The organism is Flavobacterium rhizophilum (assembly GCF_046000485.1).
In the GTDB taxonomy this organism is placed as follows: Bacteria; Bacteroidota; Bacteroidia; order Flavobacteriales; family Flavobacteriaceae; genus Flavobacterium; species Flavobacterium rhizophilum.
This window is the reverse complement of record NZ_JBELQB010000002.1, coordinates 347129-368651: the sequence shown is the minus strand read 5'-3', so window position 1 is coordinate 368651 and position 21523 is coordinate 347129. Positions and strand designations below refer to the sequence as shown.

General features: G+C 39.1%; 21 protein-coding genes. 7 read left to right on the top strand and 14 right to left on the bottom strand.

The features are described 5' to 3' along the window. Nucleotides 1-21 precede the first annotated feature (21 nt). The 3 genes from ABS768_RS03870 to gcvP all read right to left on the bottom strand — a co-directional run bounded on the left by ABS768_RS03870 (nucleotide 22) and on the right by gcvP (nucleotide 4536). The gene (locus ABS768_RS03870; protein ID WP_408073648.1) at nucleotides 22-1080 is read right to left on the bottom strand and encodes a 3-oxoacyl-ACP synthase III family protein; all 1059 of its coding nucleotides are present in this window, start codon (nucleotides 1078-1080) and stop codon (nucleotides 22-24) included. Between the two features lie 120 nt (nucleotides 1081-1200). Next, nucleotides 1201-1572 carry a group III truncated hemoglobin gene (locus ABS768_RS03865; RefSeq protein WP_408073647.1) on the bottom strand — a complete coding sequence of 124 codons (372 nt, stop codon included), beginning with the start codon at nucleotides 1570-1572 and terminating at the stop codon, nucleotides 1201-1203. Nucleotides 1573-1686: 114 nt separating this feature from the next. Then, nucleotides 1687-4536, bottom strand: coding sequence for an aminomethyl-transferring glycine dehydrogenase (gene gcvP, locus ABS768_RS03860; RefSeq protein ID WP_408073646.1), 2850 nt, complete (start codon nucleotides 4534-4536; stop codon nucleotides 1687-1689). Nucleotides 4537-4673: 137 nt separating this feature from the next. On the opposite strand from gcvP, the gene ABS768_RS03855 reads away from it, so the two are divergent. Then, entirely contained in the window at nucleotides 4674-5492 is an 819-nt protein-coding gene (locus tag ABS768_RS03855) for a hypothetical protein (RefSeq protein WP_408073645.1), read from the top strand. Here the strand turns inward: ABS768_RS03855 and ABS768_RS03850 are convergent. The 8 genes from ABS768_RS03850 to ABS768_RS03815 all read right to left on the bottom strand — a co-directional run bounded on the left by ABS768_RS03850 (nucleotide 5487) and on the right by ABS768_RS03815 (nucleotide 11976). Next, complete coding sequence (locus tag ABS768_RS03850; protein WP_408073644.1) at nucleotides 5487-6389, bottom strand: TIGR01777 family oxidoreductase; 903 nt, start codon at nucleotides 6387-6389, stop codon at nucleotides 5487-5489. The genes ABS768_RS03855 and ABS768_RS03850 overlap by 6 nt on opposite strands. 29 nt (nucleotides 6390-6418) lie before the next feature. Then, on the bottom strand, nucleotides 6419-6805 hold the full coding sequence (locus tag ABS768_RS03845) for a hypothetical protein (protein ID WP_408073643.1): 387 nt from the start codon (nucleotides 6803-6805) through the stop codon (nucleotides 6419-6421). 11 nt (nucleotides 6806-6816) lie between these two features. Continuing rightward, nucleotides 6817-7167, bottom strand: a complete 351-nt coding sequence (locus ABS768_RS03840; protein WP_408073642.1) for a hypothetical protein — start codon at nucleotides 7165-7167, stop codon at nucleotides 6817-6819. Beyond that, nucleotides 7157-7489: a hypothetical protein gene (locus tag ABS768_RS03835; RefSeq protein ID WP_408073641.1), complete on the bottom strand. Its 333-nt coding sequence runs from the start codon at nucleotides 7487-7489 to the stop codon at nucleotides 7157-7159. The genes ABS768_RS03840 and ABS768_RS03835 overlap by 11 nt, the downstream gene beginning before the upstream one ends. 61 nt (nucleotides 7490-7550) lie before the next feature. Further along, the gene (locus ABS768_RS03830; RefSeq protein WP_408073640.1) at nucleotides 7551-8054 is read right to left on the bottom strand and encodes a GbsR/MarR family transcriptional regulator; all 504 of its coding nucleotides are present in this window, start codon (nucleotides 8052-8054) and stop codon (nucleotides 7551-7553) included. Between the two features lie 113 nt (nucleotides 8055-8167). Beyond that, the gene (locus ABS768_RS03825) at nucleotides 8168-10198 is read right to left on the bottom strand and encodes a M3 family metallopeptidase (protein ID WP_408073639.1); all 2031 of its coding nucleotides are present in this window, start codon (nucleotides 10196-10198) and stop codon (nucleotides 8168-8170) included. A 121-nt stretch (nucleotides 10199-10319) separates the two neighbouring features. Then, complete coding sequence (gene purE / locus ABS768_RS03820; protein WP_408073638.1) at nucleotides 10320-10802, bottom strand: 5-(carboxyamino)imidazole ribonucleotide mutase; 483 nt, start codon at nucleotides 10800-10802, stop codon at nucleotides 10320-10322. A gap of 19 nt (nucleotides 10803-10821) precedes the next feature. Beyond that, nucleotides 10822-11976 carry a 5-(carboxyamino)imidazole ribonucleotide synthase gene (locus ABS768_RS03815; RefSeq protein ID WP_408073637.1) on the bottom strand — a complete coding sequence of 385 codons (1155 nt, stop codon included), beginning with the start codon at nucleotides 11974-11976 and terminating at the stop codon, nucleotides 10822-10824. A 197-nt stretch (nucleotides 11977-12173) separates the two neighbouring features. Here ABS768_RS03815 and ABS768_RS03810 point away from each other — a divergent pair, with 197 nt between their 5' ends. Together ABS768_RS03810 and ABS768_RS03805 are read left to right on the top strand one after the other, a co-directional pair. After that, a complete protein-coding gene (locus ABS768_RS03810; protein ID WP_408073636.1) occupies nucleotides 12174-13637 on the top strand; it encodes a glycoside hydrolase family 130 protein in 1464 nt (487 codons plus the stop codon). A gap of 71 nt (nucleotides 13638-13708) precedes the next feature. After that, nucleotides 13709-14989 carry an MFS transporter gene (locus ABS768_RS03805; protein ID WP_408073635.1) on the top strand — a complete coding sequence of 427 codons (1281 nt, stop codon included), beginning with the start codon at nucleotides 13709-13711 and terminating at the stop codon, nucleotides 14987-14989. A 6-nt stretch (nucleotides 14990-14995) separates the two neighbouring features. Here the strand turns inward: ABS768_RS03805 and ABS768_RS03800 are convergent, their stop codons facing one another. Together ABS768_RS03800 and ABS768_RS03795 are read right to left on the bottom strand one after the other, a co-directional pair. Continuing rightward, on the bottom strand, nucleotides 14996-15559 hold the full coding sequence (locus ABS768_RS03800) for a hypothetical protein (protein ID WP_408073634.1): 564 nt from the start codon (nucleotides 15557-15559) through the stop codon (nucleotides 14996-14998). A 109-nt stretch (nucleotides 15560-15668) separates the two neighbouring features. Further along, on the bottom strand, nucleotides 15669-17096 hold the full coding sequence (locus ABS768_RS03795) for a T9SS type A sorting domain-containing protein (RefSeq protein WP_408073633.1): 1428 nt from the start codon (nucleotides 17094-17096) through the stop codon (nucleotides 15669-15671). A gap of 188 nt (nucleotides 17097-17284) precedes the next feature. Between ABS768_RS03795 and ABS768_RS03790 the strand changes: the two genes are divergently transcribed. Then, nucleotides 17285-17893, top strand: a complete 609-nt coding sequence (locus tag ABS768_RS03790; RefSeq protein ID WP_408073632.1) for an acyloxyacyl hydrolase — start codon at nucleotides 17285-17287, stop codon at nucleotides 17891-17893. A 36-nt stretch (nucleotides 17894-17929) separates the two neighbouring features. On the opposite strand, the gene ABS768_RS03785 is transcribed toward ABS768_RS03790, so the two are convergent. Further along, nucleotides 17930-18814: a T9SS type A sorting domain-containing protein gene (locus ABS768_RS03785; RefSeq protein ID WP_408073631.1), complete on the bottom strand. Its 885-nt coding sequence runs from the start codon at nucleotides 18812-18814 to the stop codon at nucleotides 17930-17932. Nucleotides 18815-19090: 276 nt separating this feature from the next. Between ABS768_RS03785 and hpt the strand changes: the two genes are divergently transcribed. Genes hpt through ABS768_RS03770 form a run of 3 tightly spaced genes read left to right on the top strand, consistent with a single transcriptional unit; the run spans nucleotide 19091 to nucleotide 21505 of the window. Further along, entirely contained in the window at nucleotides 19091-19618 is a 528-nt protein-coding gene (gene hpt, locus ABS768_RS03780; RefSeq protein ID WP_408073630.1) for a hypoxanthine phosphoribosyltransferase, read from the top strand. A gap of 18 nt (nucleotides 19619-19636) precedes the next feature. Further along, nucleotides 19637-20209 carry an adenylate kinase gene (locus ABS768_RS03775; RefSeq protein ID WP_408073629.1) on the top strand — a complete coding sequence of 191 codons (573 nt, stop codon included), beginning with the start codon at nucleotides 19637-19639 and terminating at the stop codon, nucleotides 20207-20209. A gap of 15 nt (nucleotides 20210-20224) precedes the next feature. Beyond that, the gene (locus tag ABS768_RS03770) at nucleotides 20225-21505 is read left to right on the top strand and encodes a hemolysin family protein (protein ID WP_408073628.1); all 1281 of its coding nucleotides are present in this window, start codon (nucleotides 20225-20227) and stop codon (nucleotides 21503-21505) included. The last annotated feature ends 18 nt before the right edge of the window (nucleotides 21506-21523 follow it).

Here is a 21523-nt window from a genome sequence, read left to right as displayed (position 1 = left end):
TTTAATTTATCTAACAGATAATTACACTTTGTAAACAAAAGCATTAACATTCATACCTGCGCCTACTGATGCAAACATTACAATGTCACCTTTTTGAATTTCCTGATCTTCCAGCTGGCCTTTAATTAAAAGGTCATACAGGGTAGGAACTGTTGCTACACTACTGTTACCCAGTTTGTGGATACTCATTGGCATTACACCTTCCGGCGGAGTTTTCTTGTGCAGTTTAAAGAAACGGTGGATGATGGCTTCATCCATTTTTTCGTTAGCCTGGTGTATCAGTACTTTTTTAACATCCTCTATAGCTACACCGCTTTTGTCAAGACAGTCTTTCATGGCTAAGGGAACGTTAGTAAGTGCAAACTCATATATTTTACGTCCGTACATTTTAATGTAACGTACATCGGGATCGTGTGTAACGTTGTATGAATTTCCGAAGAAAAGGAAATAAGCCTCATCATGAGTAAAAGATGCTGTTTCGTGTGCCAGTATACCGCCTTCCTCATCGGTAGCTTCAATAATACTTGCCCCTGCACCGTCAGAATAAATCATGCTGTCACGGTCATGCGGGTCTACCACACGCGAAAGGGTTTCGGCACCAATAACAAGGCAACGTTTTGCCATGCCTGCTTTGATATAGGCTTGCGCCTGTATAACACCTTCTACCCAACCAGGGCACCCGAATAATATATCGTAAGCCACACATTTAGGGTTCTTGATTTTCAGGCTGTGTTTAACGCGTGATGCCAAACTTGGCAGTATATCTGTTTGAATGGCTCCGCTTTTTACATTACCAAAGTTATGGGCAAAAATGATGTAGTCAATAGTTTCCGGGTCTATTTTAGCATCGTCTATAGCTCTTTGCGCTGCAAAATAGGCAATGTCTGAAGTAAGTAGGTCTTCATCCACATAGCGGCGCTCTTCAATACCGGTTATCTGTTTGAATTTTTCTGCTACCTCTTCGTTAGAATAGGGAAGGGGTTTTCCGCCTTCGCCTAAAAACTCGTGTTGTGCGAACTCTAAGTTTGTTACAATCCTGGTAGGGATATAACTCCCTGATCCTGTTATTTTAATATTCATTGCTTGTTTGTTTAAAGCTAAGTTAACTATAAAAACGTTAGATTAACCTTAAAAGTACTATGCAGGCATATAAATTAAGGATATATAAAAATAAAGTCTTTAAAATAGTAAATTGATAATTTAAGTTGTATGAATTTTTATTTTCATAATTGTAGCGATACTTAATGCTCTTGTTTTTATTTTCTCGGCATTACTTCCTGAAAATAAATCATCTACCGATTGGTTAAAATGCCCTAGCCAAACGTCAAAATGTGTGTCTGTTAGCTTCTCTTTGCTGTTAAGGTCCAAATGTAATTGCATCACATTTTTTTTATAAGTGCCTGTATGAAGAACGCTTAATTCCCAAAAATCGGTTAGGTGAGGCAGGTGAGCCTCAAGGCCTATTTTAGCAACATCGGTAAATATATAGCTTATGGCAGGGTCGGCTAAAAGGCGGTTGTAAAACTCCCGCATCAGTAGTGCTATATCGTTTCGTGTTTCAATGTCTTTCATTTTACTTTGGTATTTAAGGCAAAGTTACCTACTATGGTATTGTGTTTTTATGATACAGGTCAGTATAAATAAAAAAGGCTGCCATTAGGCAGCCTTTTCAGGGAAATATATTTCTTATTCTTCCATGTAAGCTTCGATTGGAGCACATGAACAAACCAGGTTACGGTCGCCATAAGCATCATCAACCCTTCTTACGCTTGGCCAGAATTTGTTTTCTGCTAAATACTCAAGCGGGTAAGCAGCTTTCTCTCTTGTGTATGGGAAATCCCATGAATCAGAAGTAAGCATTGCTAATGTATGCGGAGAGTTTTTAAGTACGTTGTTCTTGTCGTCTGCAGAAGCCTCGTCGATTTCCTTGCGGATAGCAATCATGGCATCACAAAAACGATCTAACTCTTCAAGGTTTTCACTTTCTGTAGGTTCAACCATTAAGGTACCTGCTACAGGGAACGATACTGTTGGAGCATGGAAACCGTAGTCCATTAAACGCTTAGCGATATCAGTTACCTCGATTCCGTTTTGTTTGAACGGACGGCACTCAATAATCATTTCGTGAGCAGCACGGCCCATTTCACCTGTATAAAGTGTTTGGAAGTGACCTTTCAATCTTTCTTTAATATAGTTAGCATTCAGGATAGCGTAGTGAGTAGAGCTTGTAAGTCCTTCTGCACCTAGCATAGTGATGTAACCATAAGAGATAAGGCATACAAGAGCCGATCCCCATGGAGCTGCAGAAATTGCAGTGATGGCATTATTACCACCCGTAGCAATTACAGGGTTTGTAGGTAAGAATGGTACAAGGTGAGCAGCCACACATATTGGACCAACACCAGGACCACCACCACCGTGAGGGATAGCAAATGTTTTGTGCAGGTTAAGGTGGCAAACATCGGCACCAATTGTAGCAGGGTTAGTTAAACCTACTTGTGCGTTCATGTTAGCGCCGTCCATATAAACCTGTCCGCCGTTATCGTGAATAATTTGTGTAATCTCTTTTATAGATGCTTCGTATACACCGTGAGTAGACGGGTAAGTAACCATTAAGCAGGCAAGGTTATCCTTGTGAAGTTCTGCTTTTGCTTTTAGGTCTTCCACATCAATATTTCCGTTTTCAGAAGTTTTGGTAACAACCACTTTCATACCTGCCATGTTAGCAGTAGCCGGGTTAGTACCGTGTGCCGATGCCGGAATAAGCGCAATGTTTCTGTGTTCTTCACCTCTTGACTGGTGGTAAGCACGGATAACCATTAGTCCGGCATATTCACCCTGAGCACCAGAGTTAGGCTGTAGTGTAGTACCTGCAAAACCGGTAATAACATTAAGCTGCTCTTCCAGTTTTTTAAGCATTGTCTGGTAACCCTGAGCCTGATCTAGCGGAGCAAACGGGTGGATGTTATTCCACCTTGGGTAGCTTAACGGGATCATCTCTGCGGCAGCATTAAGTTTCATTGTGCATGAACCTAATGAAATCATAGAGTGGTTTAGCGAAAGGTCTTTACGCTCCAGTTTTTTAATGTAGCGCATTAAAGCGGTTTCACTGTGGTATTTGTTAAATACCTCGTGAGATAAGAACTCGCTTGTTCTTATTAATGTAGACGGGATGTGTACGGTTTCTGCAAGTGCAGTAACAGCCTCGGCAGTTTTACCTGTAGCTTCAGCAAATACCGCAACAATATCATTAATATCTTTTAATGAAGTGGTTTCGTTAAATGCGATAGCAACAGTTTCACCATCTATATAGTAGAAGTTAATCTCTTTGTTTTCGGCAGCAGTCTTAACTTTAGCAGCATCAGCTTTAACTACAATAGTGTCAAAGAATGATGTGTTAGTTTGGTAAACACCAAGTTTGTTAAGAGCATCGGCAGTTGTAACAGCGCTTGCATGTACTTTGTTTGCAATGTACTGTAAGCCTTTTGGCCCGTGGTATACGGCATACATACCTGCCATAACCGCAAGAAGTACCTGCGCAGTACAAATGTTTGAAGTCGCTTTTTCACGCTTAATATGCTGTTCCCTCGTTTGAAGGGCCATACGAAGCGCACGGTTTCCGTTTGCATCTATGGTAACACCAATAATCCTTCCCGGCATACTTCTTTTGTACTCTTCTTTAGTAGCAAAGTAAGCAGCGTGAGGTCCACCATATCCCATTGGGATACCAAAACGTTGTGTAGTACCTACAACAACATCGGCTCCAAGTTCACCCGGAGAAGTTAATTTAACTAAGCTTAATATATCGGCAGCAACAGCTGTTTTGATTTCATTTTCTTTAGCTTTAGCGATAAATCCGGTATAATCGTAAACCTGACCGTATTTGCCAGGGTATTGCAGGATAGCACCAAAGAACTCTTCAGAGAAGTCAAACTCTTCGTGGTTACCAATTACAAGCTCAACACCAATTGGGGTAGAACGTGTTTGAAGTACCGAAAGGGTTTGTGGTAATATCTCTTCGGAAACGAAGAATTTATTTACGTTGTTTTTCTTTTGGTCGCGGGTACGAACATCAAATAAAAGTGCCATAGCCTCGGCAGCTGCGGTACCTTCATCAAGAAGAGAAGCATTTGCGATTTCCATACCGGTAAGTTCTATTACAGTGGTTTGGAAGTTCAATAAAGCCTCTAAACGTCCCTGAGCAATCTCAGCCTGGTACGGAGTATAGGCAGTATACCATCCCGGATTTTCAAAAATGTTCCTTTGGACAGCAGCAGGTACAATAGCAGGGTGGTAACCCAAACCAATGTATGACCTGAATATTTTATTTTTTGCTCCTAACTGGTGTATGTGGTTTAGATACTCATATTCCGTCATGGCAGGATCCAGGTTTAGCGGAGCCTTTAAACGTATATCATCCGGTAAAGTTTCATAGATCAGCTGGTCTATAGATTCGACACCAATGGTCTTAAACATGTGCTGCAGATCATTCTCCCTCGGGCCAATGTGTCTTAAAGCAAAAGCATCTGTTCTCATATGATATTGTTGCGTGTTTTTTAGAGGACACAAAATTAGTTAATTATATCCAAATTTTAATGTCTTTTTTATCGTGATTTTTAAGATTTTTTTAACCTAAACTAAAACCTGTTGAGAGATTGTTTATTTTTGTAAGTATGAAAGTATTAAAACGGATATTTGACCTGTATTTACACGGTAGTATGCACGTGGCAATGTCGGTATTGGCACTGGTGCTAATGACGAACCATATGTTTAACCTTCCGTTTAATTTTCACATGGCGGGTTTTGCCTATTGCGGTACCATGTTTAGCTACAACTTTATGAAGTATGAAAGCTGGTACAGGTTTAAAAGGCCTATTAGTACTAACCTGAAAATCATTACTGCTTTAAGTGCTGTGGCTTTTGTGGCAGCAGGTGTTTTCTTCCTGATGCTGAAGCGGCAAACCCAAATCACGGGGATTATTTTTTTCGGCTTAACTGCCTTATATACGGTTCCTGTATTCCCTAAGCGTCCTAATCTGCGAAATCTTAGTGGGATAAAAGTTTATATAGTTGCCCTTTGCTGGGCGGGTGTTACTACGCTTATGCCTATTGTTGAGGTGGGTAATGAAATTGTAACCGATGTTATACTTAAATTTTGCCAGCGATTCCTTTTGGTGCTTATCCTTATCCTGATATTTGAGATAATTGATTTGAGTGAAGACGATCCAATGCTGCGCACCATACCACAAATAATAGGGGTAAAGATGACTAAACTACTTAACCTTATACTGTTGCTCCCGTTTTATTTTCTGGAATTTTTTAAAAGCACTGTAGACAATATGCAGCTTATGGTAAATGTCGTACTAGTGGTAGCAACAGCCCTGTTTACCATTTATGCCACACCAAACCGTAGTAAATACTATACTTTGTTTTGGGTAGAGAGTATCCCTATTTTCTGGCTTGGACTCGTGGTATTGGTTAGTTATTTATAAATTCTGCAAAGCAGTACTCAATTCAGGGTAGGTAAATGTAAAACCGTTTTCCTGTAATCGTTTCGGGATTACATTTCTGCTTTTTAAAATCAGTTCGGTTTCAGTGCCTATTATTTTTGCTCCGATTTCCAGCATTGTTTTGCTAACAGGAATAGCAAAAGGAGCTTTAACCTGTTTTACAATTGACTTCATAAAGTTATTATTACGAATAGGAGTGGGGCTTACAATGTTTATTACGCCTTTTGTTTGGGTATTGATTACAAATTCAATGGCGCGCGCAAAATCATGCTCATGAATCCAGCTTACATACTGCCTGCCATTGCCCTGTTTACCACCCATTCCGAGTTTTGCTAATTTCCTTAGCATGGGGTATGCACCTCCGTTTTTACCCAAAACGATAGAAGTGCGCAGCGCTGTTTTGAGTGTTTGCGGAGTTTCGGTCCTGAAAAATACTTTCTCCCAAGCGCGAGCCACTTTCATTGAAAAGTCAAATCCTTTATCGCCGTTTACCTCATCCATCTGTTTATAATATGAACCTTTGTAAATAGTAGCGGTAGATGAATTAAGCCAGTGTTTAGGCGGGTTTTTACATTGTAATACTGCCTTGTTGAGTATGGCAGTGCTGTTGAGTCGTGATGCCATGATCTCATTTTTATTACGTTCGTTATACCTGCAGTTTACAGATTTACCTGCCAGGTTAATAAGTACGTCGCTGTTTTCCAGTTCGGTTTCCCAACCGCCAAAGGTACGGGCATTCCAGTGTACATATTTTATATTACCCGTGGTGCGTGATTTACCACGGGTAAGGATAATAATCTCATCAACTTTGTTTTTAAAGTATTCCATAAGGATGCTGCCGAGAAAGCCTGTCCCGGCAGCGATAACAATCTTTTTCATAACATTTTGTAATTAAGATAAGGTGTGGTTTATTGTCTATATGCTACGAATTCTTGCGTTTGGTTTCCTTTTGCTTTTCTCTTTCCTCTAAAAAAGAAATACAGATTTAAAAACAGCATTACTCCTAAATAAATAGAGAAACCACCTATTTTATAACTGAGAGCTTCTACTAAGTCCTGATAAGAATCTTTATAAAGACTTATTTCTAATATCATTAATGCATAACCAAGGTTTAAAAGGTAAAACCCGGTTTCAAAAAGTTTGTTAGTGGCATTGGCTATTTCCTCACGGCCTTTAAATATGTCCAGCATAAAAATCTTACTGTTTTTGAACAGGGTGCGAGATACGGTAAATGTTAGTGCTATTGCAACAGGAAGGTAAATGGCATAACCGATTAATATTTTTGTAGTTTCCATGATGATAAAATTTAGTCGTTAATAATTTTTTGAACGTATTTGGTTAATATGAATATGTTTAGATAATGCAGTATGCAAAGTATGCTGATTATTATGGCCGACTTAACTGCTATGGTTTCTATTAGGCGTTTAAAAGTAATTACGGTTTCCCAGTTTAGTAAAGTCATTGCTGCATAGCCTATGTTTACCAGATAGTAGCCTACCAGTAGTATCTTGTTGATACGCAGGCATAATTCCTTATCGCCATGCAGCAATTCCAATACATAAATGTTTCCGTTTTTATAGCAAATTTTTCCCACCACTACGATGATGTAAACAATTATGAGCAGGAAAATGACGTATGTAAGAATATTAAGGTTCATTTTTTTTCTCTCTTTTATATAATGTGCGAATGATATTAAAGTGGTATATAGACAGTGCTGGGGGAAGAAAGAATATTGCCTCGTTGTTAGGGTACAGTTTCCATAATAAAAAGAATAGTATGGTAAGTGTACTATATATGTATAGATGTACTTCTTTTGGGTTTTTATAAAAGGAAATTATAGCAAGAAGAACCTGTAGTCCGCCTGTAACCATTGTTGAGAGCAAGGCAAATATCAAAAAATCCTGATTAAATACTCCTAACGTGGCTATTGCAAACGGGAGTGTTACGGCAAAAATGTTTATTCTGTAAATATATTTCATGATTTATTATTTATTTTAAACTTTCAGAAAAAAATGAAAGTTTTGGTTAAAAAAAATGATGTTATTTCATCATCTTCATTAAAAGTTTAGTAAGCCAGTTATCTTTATACTCAGTAGCTTTTTCAATTATATTGTCGGTTTTTAAAACAAATTCATAGAGCTTGTCGGTTTGTTCGGCAAAATACTTTCCTTCAGTTGTTTTGGTGTCCACATCGGTAGATACTTCTTTTAAAACCTTTAGTGCCGGTTTAATTTCACGTTTACTGCGCTCTTTGGCAATTTTGATGGCAAGGTCATCAAGGTCTTTCTCAGCTGTAAAAAACTCCCTGCGTTCCCCGTGCTTAAATTCTTTGTATACAATTCCCCAGTCAATAAGAGCACGAATGTTCATGCTGGCATTACCACGTGAAATTTGCAGTTCCTCCATAATGTCTTCCATAGAAAGCGGTTCGTTACTTACCATAAGTAGGGCATGTATTTGAGCCATAGTTTTGTTTATGCCCCATTGAGAGCCTAATGCTCCCCAGGTTTGTACGAATTTATTTTTTGCTTCTGTGAATTCCATGAACCAAAGATATAAACTTATTTTTAAACTTTCAAAAATATTTGAAAGTTTATTTTAGGGCAATAAAAAAGCTGCTAATATTATTAGCAGCCTCTATCTTGAATTATAACTTCTTAAGAAAGCAGTCCGGCTCTTTTTAGTAAAGCTTCCGGCTTAGGCTCCTGCCCGCGGAAACGTTTGTAAAGTAGCATAGGATGTTCTGTACCTCCTTTAGATAATATGTTATTCTTAAACTTATCGGCAGTTTCTTTATCAAAAATGCCTTTCTCTTTAAAGAATTCAAAAGCATCGGCATCCAGTACCTCAGCCCATTTGTAGCTGTAGTAGCCGGAAGAATATCCGCCTTGGAAAATATGAGAGAATGCAGTACTCATAGCGTTTTCCTGTACATCAGGGTAAAGCTGGGTAGGGGAGAACTGTTCGATTTCAAAACTCTTAACATCGCCTATCGCAGCAGGGTCCTGTGCATGCCAACCCATATCAAGCAGTCCGAAGCTTAACTGACGCATAGTTGCCATACCTTCCTGGAAAGCGGCACTGTCCTTAATTTTCTCAATATACTCCATAGGGATAACTTCCCCTGTTTTATAATGATGTGCAAAAAGCTCTAATGCTTCCGGCTCGTAGCACCAGTTTTCCATTATCTGGCTAGGTAGCTCTACAAAATCCCAGTATACACTCGTACCCGAAAGGTTAGGGTAAGTAGTGTTTGCAAGCATACCGTGAAGGGCATGTCCAAACTCATGGAATAATGTAGTTACCTCGTTAAATGTAAGCAGTGATGGCTTGGTTTCGGTTGGCTTTGTAAAGTTGCATACAATCGAAACATGCGGCCTTTCGTTAATACCGTTTTTAATATATTGTGATTTAAACGATGTCATCCACGCTCCGTTACGTTTTCCTTTTCTAGGGAAAAAGTCGGCGTAAAAAATAGCTACAAGATTACCGTTCGTATCTTTTACTTCATAAGTTCTTACATCTTTATGGTATTTGTCTATATCCTGAACCTCATTGAAAGAAATGCCATATAGTTTTCCTGCAATGGTAAAGGCTCCGTTAAGCACTTTGTCCAGTTCGAAATATGGTTTCAGTTTTTCGTCGTCCAGGTTAAACAGTTTTTGTTTTAGTTTCTCGGCATAGTAGGCACCATCCCATTTTTCAAGATGATCCAGTCCGTCCAGTTCTTTGGCGAAAGCAGTAAGCTCAGCAAATTCTTTTTGTGCGGCCGGTTTGGCTTTTACCAACAGGTCGTTTAGAAAAGAGCGTACTTTTTCAGGGCTTTCGGCCATGCGCTCTTCCAGTACAAAATTGGCATGCGATTTATAACCTAAAAGATTAGCGCGCTCGTGGCGAAGCTTAACTATTTGCAGTACGGTTTCCTGATTGTCGAACTCATTATTCTGGAAACCTTTTGCTCCAAATGCAAGAGCCATTTTTTTACGTAGTTCCCTGTTATCGGCATAGGTCATAAACGGCATGTAGCTAGGGAAGTCAAGAGTAAATACCCATCCTTCTTTTTCCATGCCCATAGCTATTTCGCGGGCTGCCTCTATAGCGCCTTCCGGTAAACCGGAAAGGTCTTTTTCATCCGTAATGTGAAGTGTAAAGGCATTGGTTTCTGCCAATACATTTTCTCCAAACCTAAGGCTAAGTTGTGAAAGTTCTTTATCTATTTCGCGAAGTCTTGTCTTTTTGTCTTCCGGCAGGTTAGCACCGTTGCGTGCAAAACTCTTGTATTTTTTATCTAATAGAGTGGCTTGTTCAGCAGTAAGGTTAAGGTTGTCTTTGCTGTCATATACTGCTTTTACTCTTGCAAACAGTTCTTTGTTTAAACGAATGTCATTACTGAATTCCGAAAGCAGAGGCGAAACTTCCATGGCAATTTTCTGGATATCGTCATTGGTTTCTGCCGAATGCAGGTTGAAAAAGATGCCCGATGTTCTATCCAGCATGTCGCCACTAAAGGAAAGAGCTTCGATAGTATTTTCAAAAGTGGCCTCTTCAGGATTAGAGATGATTTCGTCAATCTCTTTTTTTGCCGCTGCAATCCCTTCGGTAAAAGCAGGAAGGAAATCTTCTGTTTTTATGGAGTTAAAGGGAGCTGTATCGTGTTTTGTATTAAATTTTTGGGTAAGTGAATTCATAGTTCTGTTTAAGATTTTTTAATCATAACTGTGTTGAAACGGTCAACAACTATACCAAAGGTATACTTTTTACCCTCTGCGTAAAAGGTATAAAAAAAGCTGCCCAATTGGCAGCTTTTTGTTATTTCTGTATACCTTCGGCAGCTTTAAGTACAGCCTCCTTTAGTTTTTGTTTGTAAGCGATAATTTTATCTAAAACAGCTTTGTCATGGCTACCTACAATTTGTGCTGCAAGTATACCTGCGTTTTTCGCTCCGTTAAGCGCTACGGTAGCAACCGGTACACCTCCCGGCATTTGCAGGATAGAAAGTACACTGTCCCAACCGTCAATAGAGTTGCTTGATTTAACAGGTACACCAATTACAGGAAGCGGAGACATAGAAGCTACCATTCCCGGTAAGTGTGCTGCACCGCCGGCACCTGCAATAATTACAGATATACCGTTGTTGTGTGCGTTAGAACTGAAATCTACCAGTTTTTCAGGGGTACGGTGTGCCGATACAATATCTACGTGTGTTTCTATACCAAACTCCTTTAAAATGTCTATGGCGTCCTGCATTACCGGCATATCCGATATGCTGCCCATTACTACTGCTACTTTCATGTTTTATATTGTTTAGGCCTTACTGGCTTATTACTTTAATTGTGTTTTTTACTTCTTCGGCAATTTTTCTGGCAACGGCAATATCTTCGTTTACTATGGTAACGTGTCCCATTTTCCTGAAAGGCCTTGTTTGCTTTTTACCGTAAATGTGTGGTGTTACACCGTCTTTATCCAAAATGGTCTCAATGTTTTGGTACAGTACGTTGCCTGAGTGTCCTTCGGCTCCTACTAGGTTAACCATAATTCCTGCAACTTTACTGTCAGTATTACCTAATGGTAAATTTAATATAGCACGAAGGTGTTGTTCAAACTGAGAAGTGTAACTTGCCTCAATAGAGTAGTGACCGCTGTTGTGTGGTCTTGGTGCTACCTCGTTTACAAGAATTTGGTCGTCTTCCGTCTGGAACATTTCTACGGCAAGAAGCCCAACATGGTTAAACGATTCAGACACCTTTAAGGCAACTGCCCTTGCTTTTTCTGCCACAGCATCATCAATACGTGCAGGGCAAATAACATACTCTACCTGGTTGGCTTCGGGGTGGAATTCCATTTCAACCACAGGGTATGTTTTTATCTGTCCGTCAGGATTACGTGAAACTATAACTGCCAGTTCGTTTTTAAACGGAATCATAGTCTCGGCAATACACTGTACATTGGCAACACCTTCAAAGCTTTCCATAGTACGGATAACCTTTACACCGTTTCCGTCATAGCCACCTTCGGTACTTTTCCATACAAACGGAAGTGTTATCTCGTTGTTTTTTACCGCTGTTTTAAGGTCGGTAAGGCTTTCAAACCTTTTATAATCTGCAGTTGGTATCCCGTTAGCGGTATAAAAGTCTTTTTGTGTGCCTTTATTCTGTATCTGTTTTAAAGTTTTTGGAGAAGGGTAAACCTTAATGCCTTCGCTTTCCAGTTTTTCCAGTGCGGCTACGTTTACATGCTCAATCTCAAAAGTAAGCACGTCTACCTGTTTTCCAAAGTTGTATACGGTTTCAAAATCCATAAGGTCGCCCTTAAAGAATTTGTTGCTCCCTATTTTGCACGGAGCCTCATCGCTTGGGTCAAGTACATACGTTTGTATGTCAAACTTCCTTGTGTCGTTAAGCATCATTTTACCCAGCTGGCCCCCGCCTAAAATCCCTAATTTAAAATCAGAAGAAAAATAATTCATTTATCGTGTTTCTTTTTTGCTGTGCAAAGATACTTAAAGCGTTAAAATTATTAGGCACCAAAAAACACTTTTATATAAGGAGACTTTTGTGATAAGGTTTTTCTGGTGTTTTTTGGTTAATTTTAGCAAATGGTCCTCAGTATCATCAAAATAATATTCGTAATTTAGAATTTGCTTTCCCCAAAAAAAATTGATTTATGAGATTGAAAATTGACAGAAAACCTGAAAAAGTACTTCCGGATACAAGACGCGTAATAGCACGCTTTTTTTTTAACGGTGAAGAGAGGGCGATAGCGCTTATTAAAAGAATACTGGCTTTGGAAAAGGATGAGGTATTTGCCATTATTTCGCCACTACTTCAGGATTTTTCCAAGAGGCACAGGAGTATTACCCAAAAACTGATGCGTCACTGCGAACGCGTTAGGCACTATATAGAACTTGCAGGTGCTCATTTTAATGAGCTTGACGAAAATTGTAAACTTCTTATAGGTTCTTATTTTACACATGAATATTCTATAGAGTCGGCGGCATTTTTTAATCCGTCTATAGTGCCCGATCCCGATCAGACCAACCTCGAGGAAGGACAGCTTCGTGTTATTATTAGCTTTAGAGCTGTAGGTGAGGGGCATGTTTCATCGGTAGTTTTCAGGAGGGCGATTATAGACAGAGATGGTTCCATCACTGTAATACGTGCCGGAAAATATATTGATGAGGCCGAAAAAATACATAACCTTGTATATCATAAAAGACAGTTTTTAAGGAAAGCGATAGAGGCAGATATAAGTGAGTTTTTTATTCAGGTGGTAGCTGATAAGCTGGAAGATCGCTTTGATTACAACCAGTTAAAAGGACTGGTGTATGAAGCCCGCGATAAGACCAGCGACCCTAAAGAGATTGCTCAGTATAAAATGATACTGGCACTGAGTGACAGTTACAGGCGTATAACTTTCTCTAAGGATACCGATATTAGTGACAGGGTTATTTTTCCTATATCCGACTTTGAAAGTAAAGGGATTGAGGATGCCCGTTTTGTAAAGTTTACTGATGATAACGGGCGTACTATCTATTATGCGACCTATACGGCTTATGACGGAGTACATATTATGCCGAAACTTTTAAAAACTACCGATTTTTATGAATTCAGGACGAGTCCGCTTCATGGTAGCGGAGCACGTAATAAAAACCTGGCTCTGTTCCCCAGAAAAATAAACGGTAAATATGTTATGCTGGCCCGTATTGACGGTTGGAATAACTATCTAATGTATTCCGACAATATAAACGAATGGGAAGATCCCGTTAAAATACAGGGACCGGAATATTCGTGGGAATTTGTACAAATGGGAAATTGTGGTTCGCCTATTGAAACCGAATGCGGATGGCTGGTTATTACCCATGCGGTAGGGCCTATGCGTCGTTATACCATTGGAGCATCATTACTTGATATAGATGATCCGTCTAAAGAGATAGGTAGGCTAAAGGATCCGCTTATTATGCCTAACCCGGATGAAAGGGAAGGGTATGTTCCAAACGTAGTGTATTCCTGCGGTTCGATAATTCATAACGGGGAGCTTATTATCCCGTACGGGCATTCTGATCACAGTTCGGGGTTTGCTTCGGTAAACCTTAAAACCTTACTGGACAGGCTGAAAAGCGGAGGTTAAATAATTGTGTAATCTGCAATCGAATAATGTACTGTCGTATATTTGCATAAAATTACGCATCTCAACTTTTTATGGAAAATAGCAGTGCCGGTAACGAGTCCGGTTTCTTTAAGAAAAATCCAGTACTTAAAATAAAAGAATTCCGTTCATTTTTGTGTATTCGCTTTGGGCTCATTTTTGCCCTGAACATGCAAATCACCATTATCTTTTATTGGATATATCATCTTACCTCAAATAAACTTGCCCTTGGAGGGGTAGGACTATCAGAAGTTATACCCGCAATTACATTTTCTTTTTTTGCAGGGCATTTTGTTGATCTCAACGAGAAAAGAAAAATGGTATTGCTGTGTCTATCGGCATATATACTGTTAGGGTTAAGCCTGTTTATGCTAACCACTCCCTATGCATTGGAAAGACTAGGTATTCAATATACCCTGTATAGTGTATATGCACTTGTGTTTTGTGGTGGGGCTATCCGTTCCTTTATGGGGCCTTCGGTATTTTCACTTTTCGGTCTAGTGGTTCCTCGAAAGAACTATGCCAATGCAACAAGCTGGAGTAGTATGGCGTGGCAAACCGGTTCGGTATTAGGGCCTTTGGCAGCAGGTGTACTTATTGCCTTTAACGGTATTACTATGGGTATGGGGGCAGTGGTCTTTATAGAACTGTTACTGCTAACCCCAATGTTGAGCATTGGGGTTAAACCAATACTTAAAAAAGAACGAGAGCCTATAATGCAAAGCCTTACACAGGGTATTCGCTTTGTAGTGAAAACCCCTGAGCTTTTAGGAGCACAACTGCTTGATATGTTTTCGGTTTTATTTGGTGGTGCGGTTGCACTATTACCGGTTTACCAAAAAGAAATACTTATGGTAGATGAGGTGGGTTACGGTATACTGCGTGCGGCTCCCGGGATAGGGGCATTGATTACGCTGGGTATACTGGCGTTTTTGCCGTTGCGCACGAATCCCGGTAAAAAACTGTTTGTTGCCGTGGGTGGATTTGCCATTTCGATAATCATTTTCGGTATCTCTAAAAACTTTTATCTGTCGTTTTTCATGTTAATGTTCTCGGGTATGTTCGATGCAGTGAGTGTGGTAATACGAAGCACGATATTACAACTTGTTACGCCCGATCATATGCGGGGCAGGGTAGCATCGGTAAATACCATGTTTGTGAGTTCTTCTAACGAGTTAGGAGATTTTGAAAGTGGGGTTATGGCACACTGGCTGGGTACGGTTAGGGCTGTAGTTGTAGGCGGATGCCTTACACTGGGTGTTGTAGCTGTTACCTTTTTCTCAGCACCACAACTGCGGAGGTTCGGTTTCCATGAGGAAGAAAAAACGGAGTAGCGAAGTCTATTTCTTTTTAGCTTTTTCTATCTGCTTTAAAATATCTTTTGCTGCGGCTTTGTAGGCAGCTGTGTGTTGCGGGAATCCTTGTGGGAGTATATGTTCCAGTTCGGGATATATCCAGTCTTCCTTCTTTCCTATCAGTAAAAGTGTTCGCATGGCATAGGCTTTATTGGCAACTTTGCCTTCGGGGTTTATAAGCCAGTCAAAACACGATTCGGTTATCTGGCTAATGTGTTTTCCGTTTAGGAAACCCGACTTGCTTTTTTGATGTTCCTTTATGGCAAACAAACATATTTTTGATATGGAACGTATTGCACTATCACTGGTGAAGTTTGACAGGGTATTGCAAAACACATCCAGATACTCTTTTAGCCATTCAATTTTTTCTTCAAAAACAAGTTCGCTTATCCAGCACGCTTTATGATGATTTTTGTCTGATATGTTAAGGGCTGTTGCCATGAGTTCCGGTAACAGGCTCGTGTCATTAAGTACCATGCTGCTAAGTTCGTCCCTTATGGCACGATGTGCGGTACTTTTTTCTATTTTTAGGTAATAATCAGTTTTCAACGTACAAGCCAGCTTAGTGGCGGGAAATTACAAAAAATACCCTTACATAAAAAAACTAAAGGCAAAACATTACGTTTTGCCTTTAGCGCACAAAATCAGGAAATATGGCTTATTTCCTAATGAACATATGGGCTGTTTGGCTGTTTCCTCCCGTAAGTTTTAAAATGTATGTTCCGTTAGAAAGTGAGCTAACATCAATACTGTTGCTGTTAGGGAACGCACCTTTTAAAAGTGTTTTTCCGGTAACATCTAAGATCCAGTACTCACTAACTGTATTATTGTCCGGAAGTGTTATGTTAAGAATGTTTGATGTAGGGTTTGGATAAAGTGCAACCTGATTGTTTGCTATAGGATCGTTAATGCCAAGTGAGCAATCAGGGTTTATAGTAACCACCACAGAAGTTCCAGATGTGTTTGAAACGGCATTAGAACAATATTCAGGAGCTGCTTCAACATAGTAGCTTCCAGGTTCGGTAATTACATAGGTGATCTCGTTAGCACCTTCAATTGCTTCGCCATCCCTATACCATTGTATGTTACTATCGTATGGACTGCTTAGTTCGCATGTAATTGTAGATTCGTCACAAATCATCCATGTGAAATTTTCGTCGTTTGGTACTACATCATCACTAAAGGTCATACTAAAAGAAATACCTGCCCAGTTGTAACTGTCAATTTGTATTGTGTTTGATTCGTAAGTTTCTCCGTCAAGAGTCACCACAACTTTAAATAATGCCTGATCGTAAGTGTACCAGTCGTAAGTGAAAGATGCTTCTGTAGCCCCGTCGATAGCAACAAACTCATCGTCTGTAAACCAATACTTGTAATACCACTGGTAAGTGTCATACTCCATATCGTTAGTAATTGTAGCAGTACCGTTTGTATCTGGGCAAAGCATAATATCTCCGGCTATAACAGGGGTTGGGTCGGGAGTAGTACATTCAGGATTGTTCATTACCACTATAGGTAATGAAGGGCTTGTGCTGTTAGGGCAAAAATCAGGAGCTGCAACTACATAGTATGTTCCTGCTTCAGTAATGGTATAGCTCGTGTCTGTAGCACCATCAATCGCTACGTCGTTTTTATACCATTGTACAATATTGTATGGTGATTGTACTGTACTTGTAATAGTGCTCTCATCACATATGTAATAAGCCTGATTGTCCGGATTAAACGTTACATCTTCACTGGTTTGTGTAGAAACAAGAAGTCCTGCCCATGCATAACTGTCAATTTGGATTGTGTCAGATTCATAGGTCTCTCCGTCAAGAGTTACTACAACTTTAAATAAGGCCTGGTCATAAGTATACCAGTCATAAGTAAAAGATGCTTGTGTAGCACCTTCAATAGCAACAAAGTCATCATTAAGAAACCAGTATTTGTAATACCACTGGTAAGTATCATACTCCATGTCGTTCGTAATCGTAACTGTGCCGTTTGTATTAGGGCAAAGCATGGTGTCACCTTCAATAGAGGGTGCTTGTGCAACCGATAAAAGCGGTATAAAGCACAGGAAAAATAGTAATAGCTTTTTCATAGATACATTAGTTTTTAGTTTGAATAGTAAAATTACCCTTCAGTACATATTTAACTAGTGTTAAAGCCCGGACAAAGTGTGACACTTTTATTTATTAGTGTGACGTGTAAAGTTTATTGTTTTGATAATCAGTTTTTTTTAGTTTTTAACTAAATTTAAGGGAACCAAAAAACAGTTAAAATTTAAATATGCTTAAATTACTAATGCTACTATGTGTTACAGGGGCTTTTGCTCAGGAAGTGCCCAAAAATCAGCAGTTTTATGTAGGAGGTTGTTATGGTTTCGGTAATGAATTTGCCAACAGCAATTATACCCTTAGTAATAGCTATGTGCAAATCCAGTTTTATTATTCTTTTAACCCTTCAAAAAAATGGGAGTACCTTGTGGCTTTTCAGCCCGAACTTAATTTTGCTAAACACCAACTGCTTAATCCTTATTTTGTAACACCGGATGAACCGGATTATGAACAGAAACGAAGAGCGTTTACACAGTTGAAAGACTTAAATCAGTATGCTTTTAATGTAGCTTTCTTTGCGAATTATAATTTTTCTAAAAGCATATCGGCTTATGCAATGTTAAATGTAGGGCCAACAATTAGTACTAAAGAGACCGAAAGGCTTACCAGAGGGTTTGCGTTTAATGATGTGTTTGGGTTAGGAGTAGCTTATAATACGGGTAGTATAATATTTGACGTAAGGCCTAATGTAAGGCATGTGTCAAACGCAGGACTAAACGATGCTAATGCAGGGTTTAATACGTTAAATATATCATTTGGGTTTATTGTCCCAATAAAATAAGGCGGAATTAAATTCCGCCTTATTTTCTAAGCTTTTTTACTTTTTAATAAACAGTTTGGAAATATAGTTTCCGTTGCCTGCAATTTTTATGATATAAGTTCCGGGAGTAAGCTCGGTTGTGCTGATATTGTTGTTTTGAGAAATTGTACCGTTGAGTAATGTTTTCCCGGTAAGATCGGTAATAGAATATTCTTCCAGTCCTGAATCCTTAGGTAAATTTACGTTTAGGTAGTTTGTACTCGGGTTTGGATAAATATTAATAGAATTGATATCGATTTTTGAAGCAGTACTTTTAAGTTCTATTCCCGGTTTGCGCCCACATTTTGTTAGGGTTACATTGATTCCTACACCCGGTTCTTCTATGTGGTTAGGACACATAGTTGGTGCGGCCTGAACACTATAGGTTCCTGATTGTGTAATAGCATAAGATGGATTGTTAGCCCCGAGAATAGGCTGTCCGTTTCTAAACCACTGAATATTTTCAGTAAAAGGCGGACTGTTTATCTCTAAAACAAAACTACTGCCGGCACATAAATAATAAGTGCCTTTACTGCCATCATAATAAACATCTTTTGAAGGTTCGTAAGTTAAATACATAGGAGTCCACATATGACCGGCAATAAAAAGAGTATTTGATTCATAGTGTACTCCGTTTACTTTTGTTTCCAGTTTGATTTCGGACAAGTCGTAAGAATACCATTCATAAGTAAAAGATGCCTGTGTAGCACCAGGGATAGCCTCAAAAGTGTCACTGTAATATCCTTTTTTGTACCATTGATAAGCATCATAAACGGTTGTGTTTGCTACCTGTGCGGTACCATTAGTGTTGGGGCATAACATAGTGTCACCTTCAATAGTGAGTTCCTGTCCTGATAGTAATCCGCATATCAGGAACAGAGAAAAAAGTAATAGTTTTTTCATAATGAATAATTGGTATTTAATTGGTTTAGCTTTTAAGATAATAAAGCGATGTGGGCTAACAGGTAGTTTTAAGATTTTTTTCACTAAAAAACTACGGGTTAATTAAATCTTAAATTTTTGATATTCAGTATGTAGATTGAAAAAGTACTTTTGTGATTAATTCTATAAACTGAATCAAAAACGATTTTTATAATTTATTACAAAATAATACAGTATATAAATGAGGCAAATTCCTAATTAGTATATTTGCAAATTATATCAAACCTATTAGTAAGCGTGATACAGCTTCATGATAAGCAATTTGTACCCTTTATATCTGCTGCCGAAATTGATAAAACAATAGCCGGAATAGCACAGCAGATAGAGGCTGATACCAATAATGAGGTTCCTGTTTTTGTAGGGGTGCTTAACGGCGCCTTTATGTTTTTAAGCGACCTTATGAAACAGTATAAAAAAACTTGTGAGGTGAGTTTTGTAAAGCTGGCATCTTACGAGGGTACTCAGTCTACAAATACGGTTAAACAACTTGTGGGGCTGGATAAAAATGTGGAAGGGCGTACGGTTATAATAGTGGAAGATATAGTAGATACAGGTAATACAGTAGTAGAACTTGTAAAAATGTTTGAAGACAGGGGAGTAAAGCAATTAAAAATTGCGAGCCTGTTTTTTAAGCCCGAAGCCTATAAAAAAGATATAAAGCTGGATTATACAGGCTTTTCAATCCCTAATAAGTTTATTGTAGGCTATGGCCTGGATTATGACGGACTGGGGAGAAATTTACCGGAAATTTATCAACTTAAATAAATATATTAATAACATACAATGGTTAATATCGTACTATTTGGAAAACCGGGTGCCGGTAAGGGTACTCAGGCAGAATTTTTAAAAGAAAAATACAACCTAACTCATATCTCTACCGGAGACGTTTTCCGTTACAATCTTAAAAACGGAACTGAGCTTGGAAAACAGGCGCAGGTTTTTATTGATAAAGGAGAACTTGTTCCGGATGCATTAACAATCAAAATGCTTCAGGATGAGGTAGAGAAAAACCCTGATACTAAAGGTTTTCTTTTTGACGGTTTCCCAAGAACAGTTGCACAGGCTGATGCCTTAGATGAGTTTCTTAAAACAAAAGGATGGGAAGTAACTGCTACAGTTGCACTTGAGGCAGATGATGAAGTGCTTGTACAACGTTTGCTTGAGCGTGGTAAAACCAGCGGAAGAGCTGATGATCGGGACGAGAATCTTATAAGAAACCGTTATCAGGAATACAACGAAAAAACGGCTCCGCTTATTGAGTACTATAAAGGTCAGGGTAAATTCTTTGCTGTAAACGGTATAGGTGAAATCTCTGAGGTTACTCAAAGGTTAAGCCTTATAATAGATAAGCTGTAACTAAAAGCCTAGCGATTGGAAATAGCCATAATATTATTTTTAATACTGCTTAATGGTGTTTTTTCCATGTCGGAAATTGCACTCATATCAGCACGTAAAAACCGACTGGAAACAGCGGCAAAAAAAGGTAACTCCAGTGCACAAACCGCGCTGGATCTTGCCAATTCGCCTAATAAGTTCCTTTCAACGGTACAAATTGGTATTACCCTTATTGGTATTCTTACCGGTATATATAGTGGTGATAAAGTTACCGATGATGTAGAGGTGTTTATTGTTAAGTTTGAAGCTCTTGCCCCTTATGCCGACAGTATAGCTGTTGGGGTAGTGGTGGTAATACTGACATTTTTCTCTCTTATACTGGGGGAGCTGTTGCCTAAAAGGATAGGTCTTACCTACCCGGAAAGTATAGCAAGGATGGTAGCCCTACCAATGAAGTTTATCTCCATAATCACGGCTCCGTTTATATGGCTGCTTACTTCCTCTACCGACTTTCTTATGAAAGTGTTTAATATCCGCCCTACGGCAGATGGAAAGGTAACAGAGGAAGAGATCAAGGCAATTATTAAAGAAGGAACCGAAGGAGGAGAGGTACAGGAGATAGAACAGGATATTATGGAGCGTGTGTTTCATATTGGGGACAGGAAAGTAAACTCCCTAATGACACACAGAAAATCGGTAGCCTACCTGTCTACTCAGTCCAATAAGGAAAAAATAAAAGGGATTATGCTGGAAGAACTGCATTCGGTATATCCGGTATGTGAAGATAATCTGGACGATGTAGTTGGTATAGTATTGCTAAAAGATATTTTTGCCAATTACGAAAAGCCGCAGTTCAACCTCCAGGAAATAACCAAAGAGCCTGTATACCTAATAGAGCATACATCGGCTTATAAGGCACTTGAGATATTTAAGAAAACAAAAGTGCATTATGCTTTGGTAACCGATGAGTATGGAGTGTTTCAGGGGATAATAACCCTGAATGATATTTTGGAAGCGCTTGTGGGTGATGCGTCTGATTTTTACCACGACGAGTTCCAGTTGGTTGAAAATCCCGACGGGACCTGGACGGTTGACGGACATTATCCATTGCATGACTTCCTTACTTATTTTGATCTTGATGAGCTTACTACCGATTATGAGGTAACAACCGTAAGCGGACTTATAATGACTGAGCTTTCTTATATTCCTAAACAGGGTGAGAAGCTGGCGTGGAACCATTTTGAGTTGGAAGTACTTAAAATGGATGGTGTTAAGATTGATAAGGTAAAAGTAAGGTCTATTAGTAAAGAAGAATAGTCTGCGTAAATTTGCAGG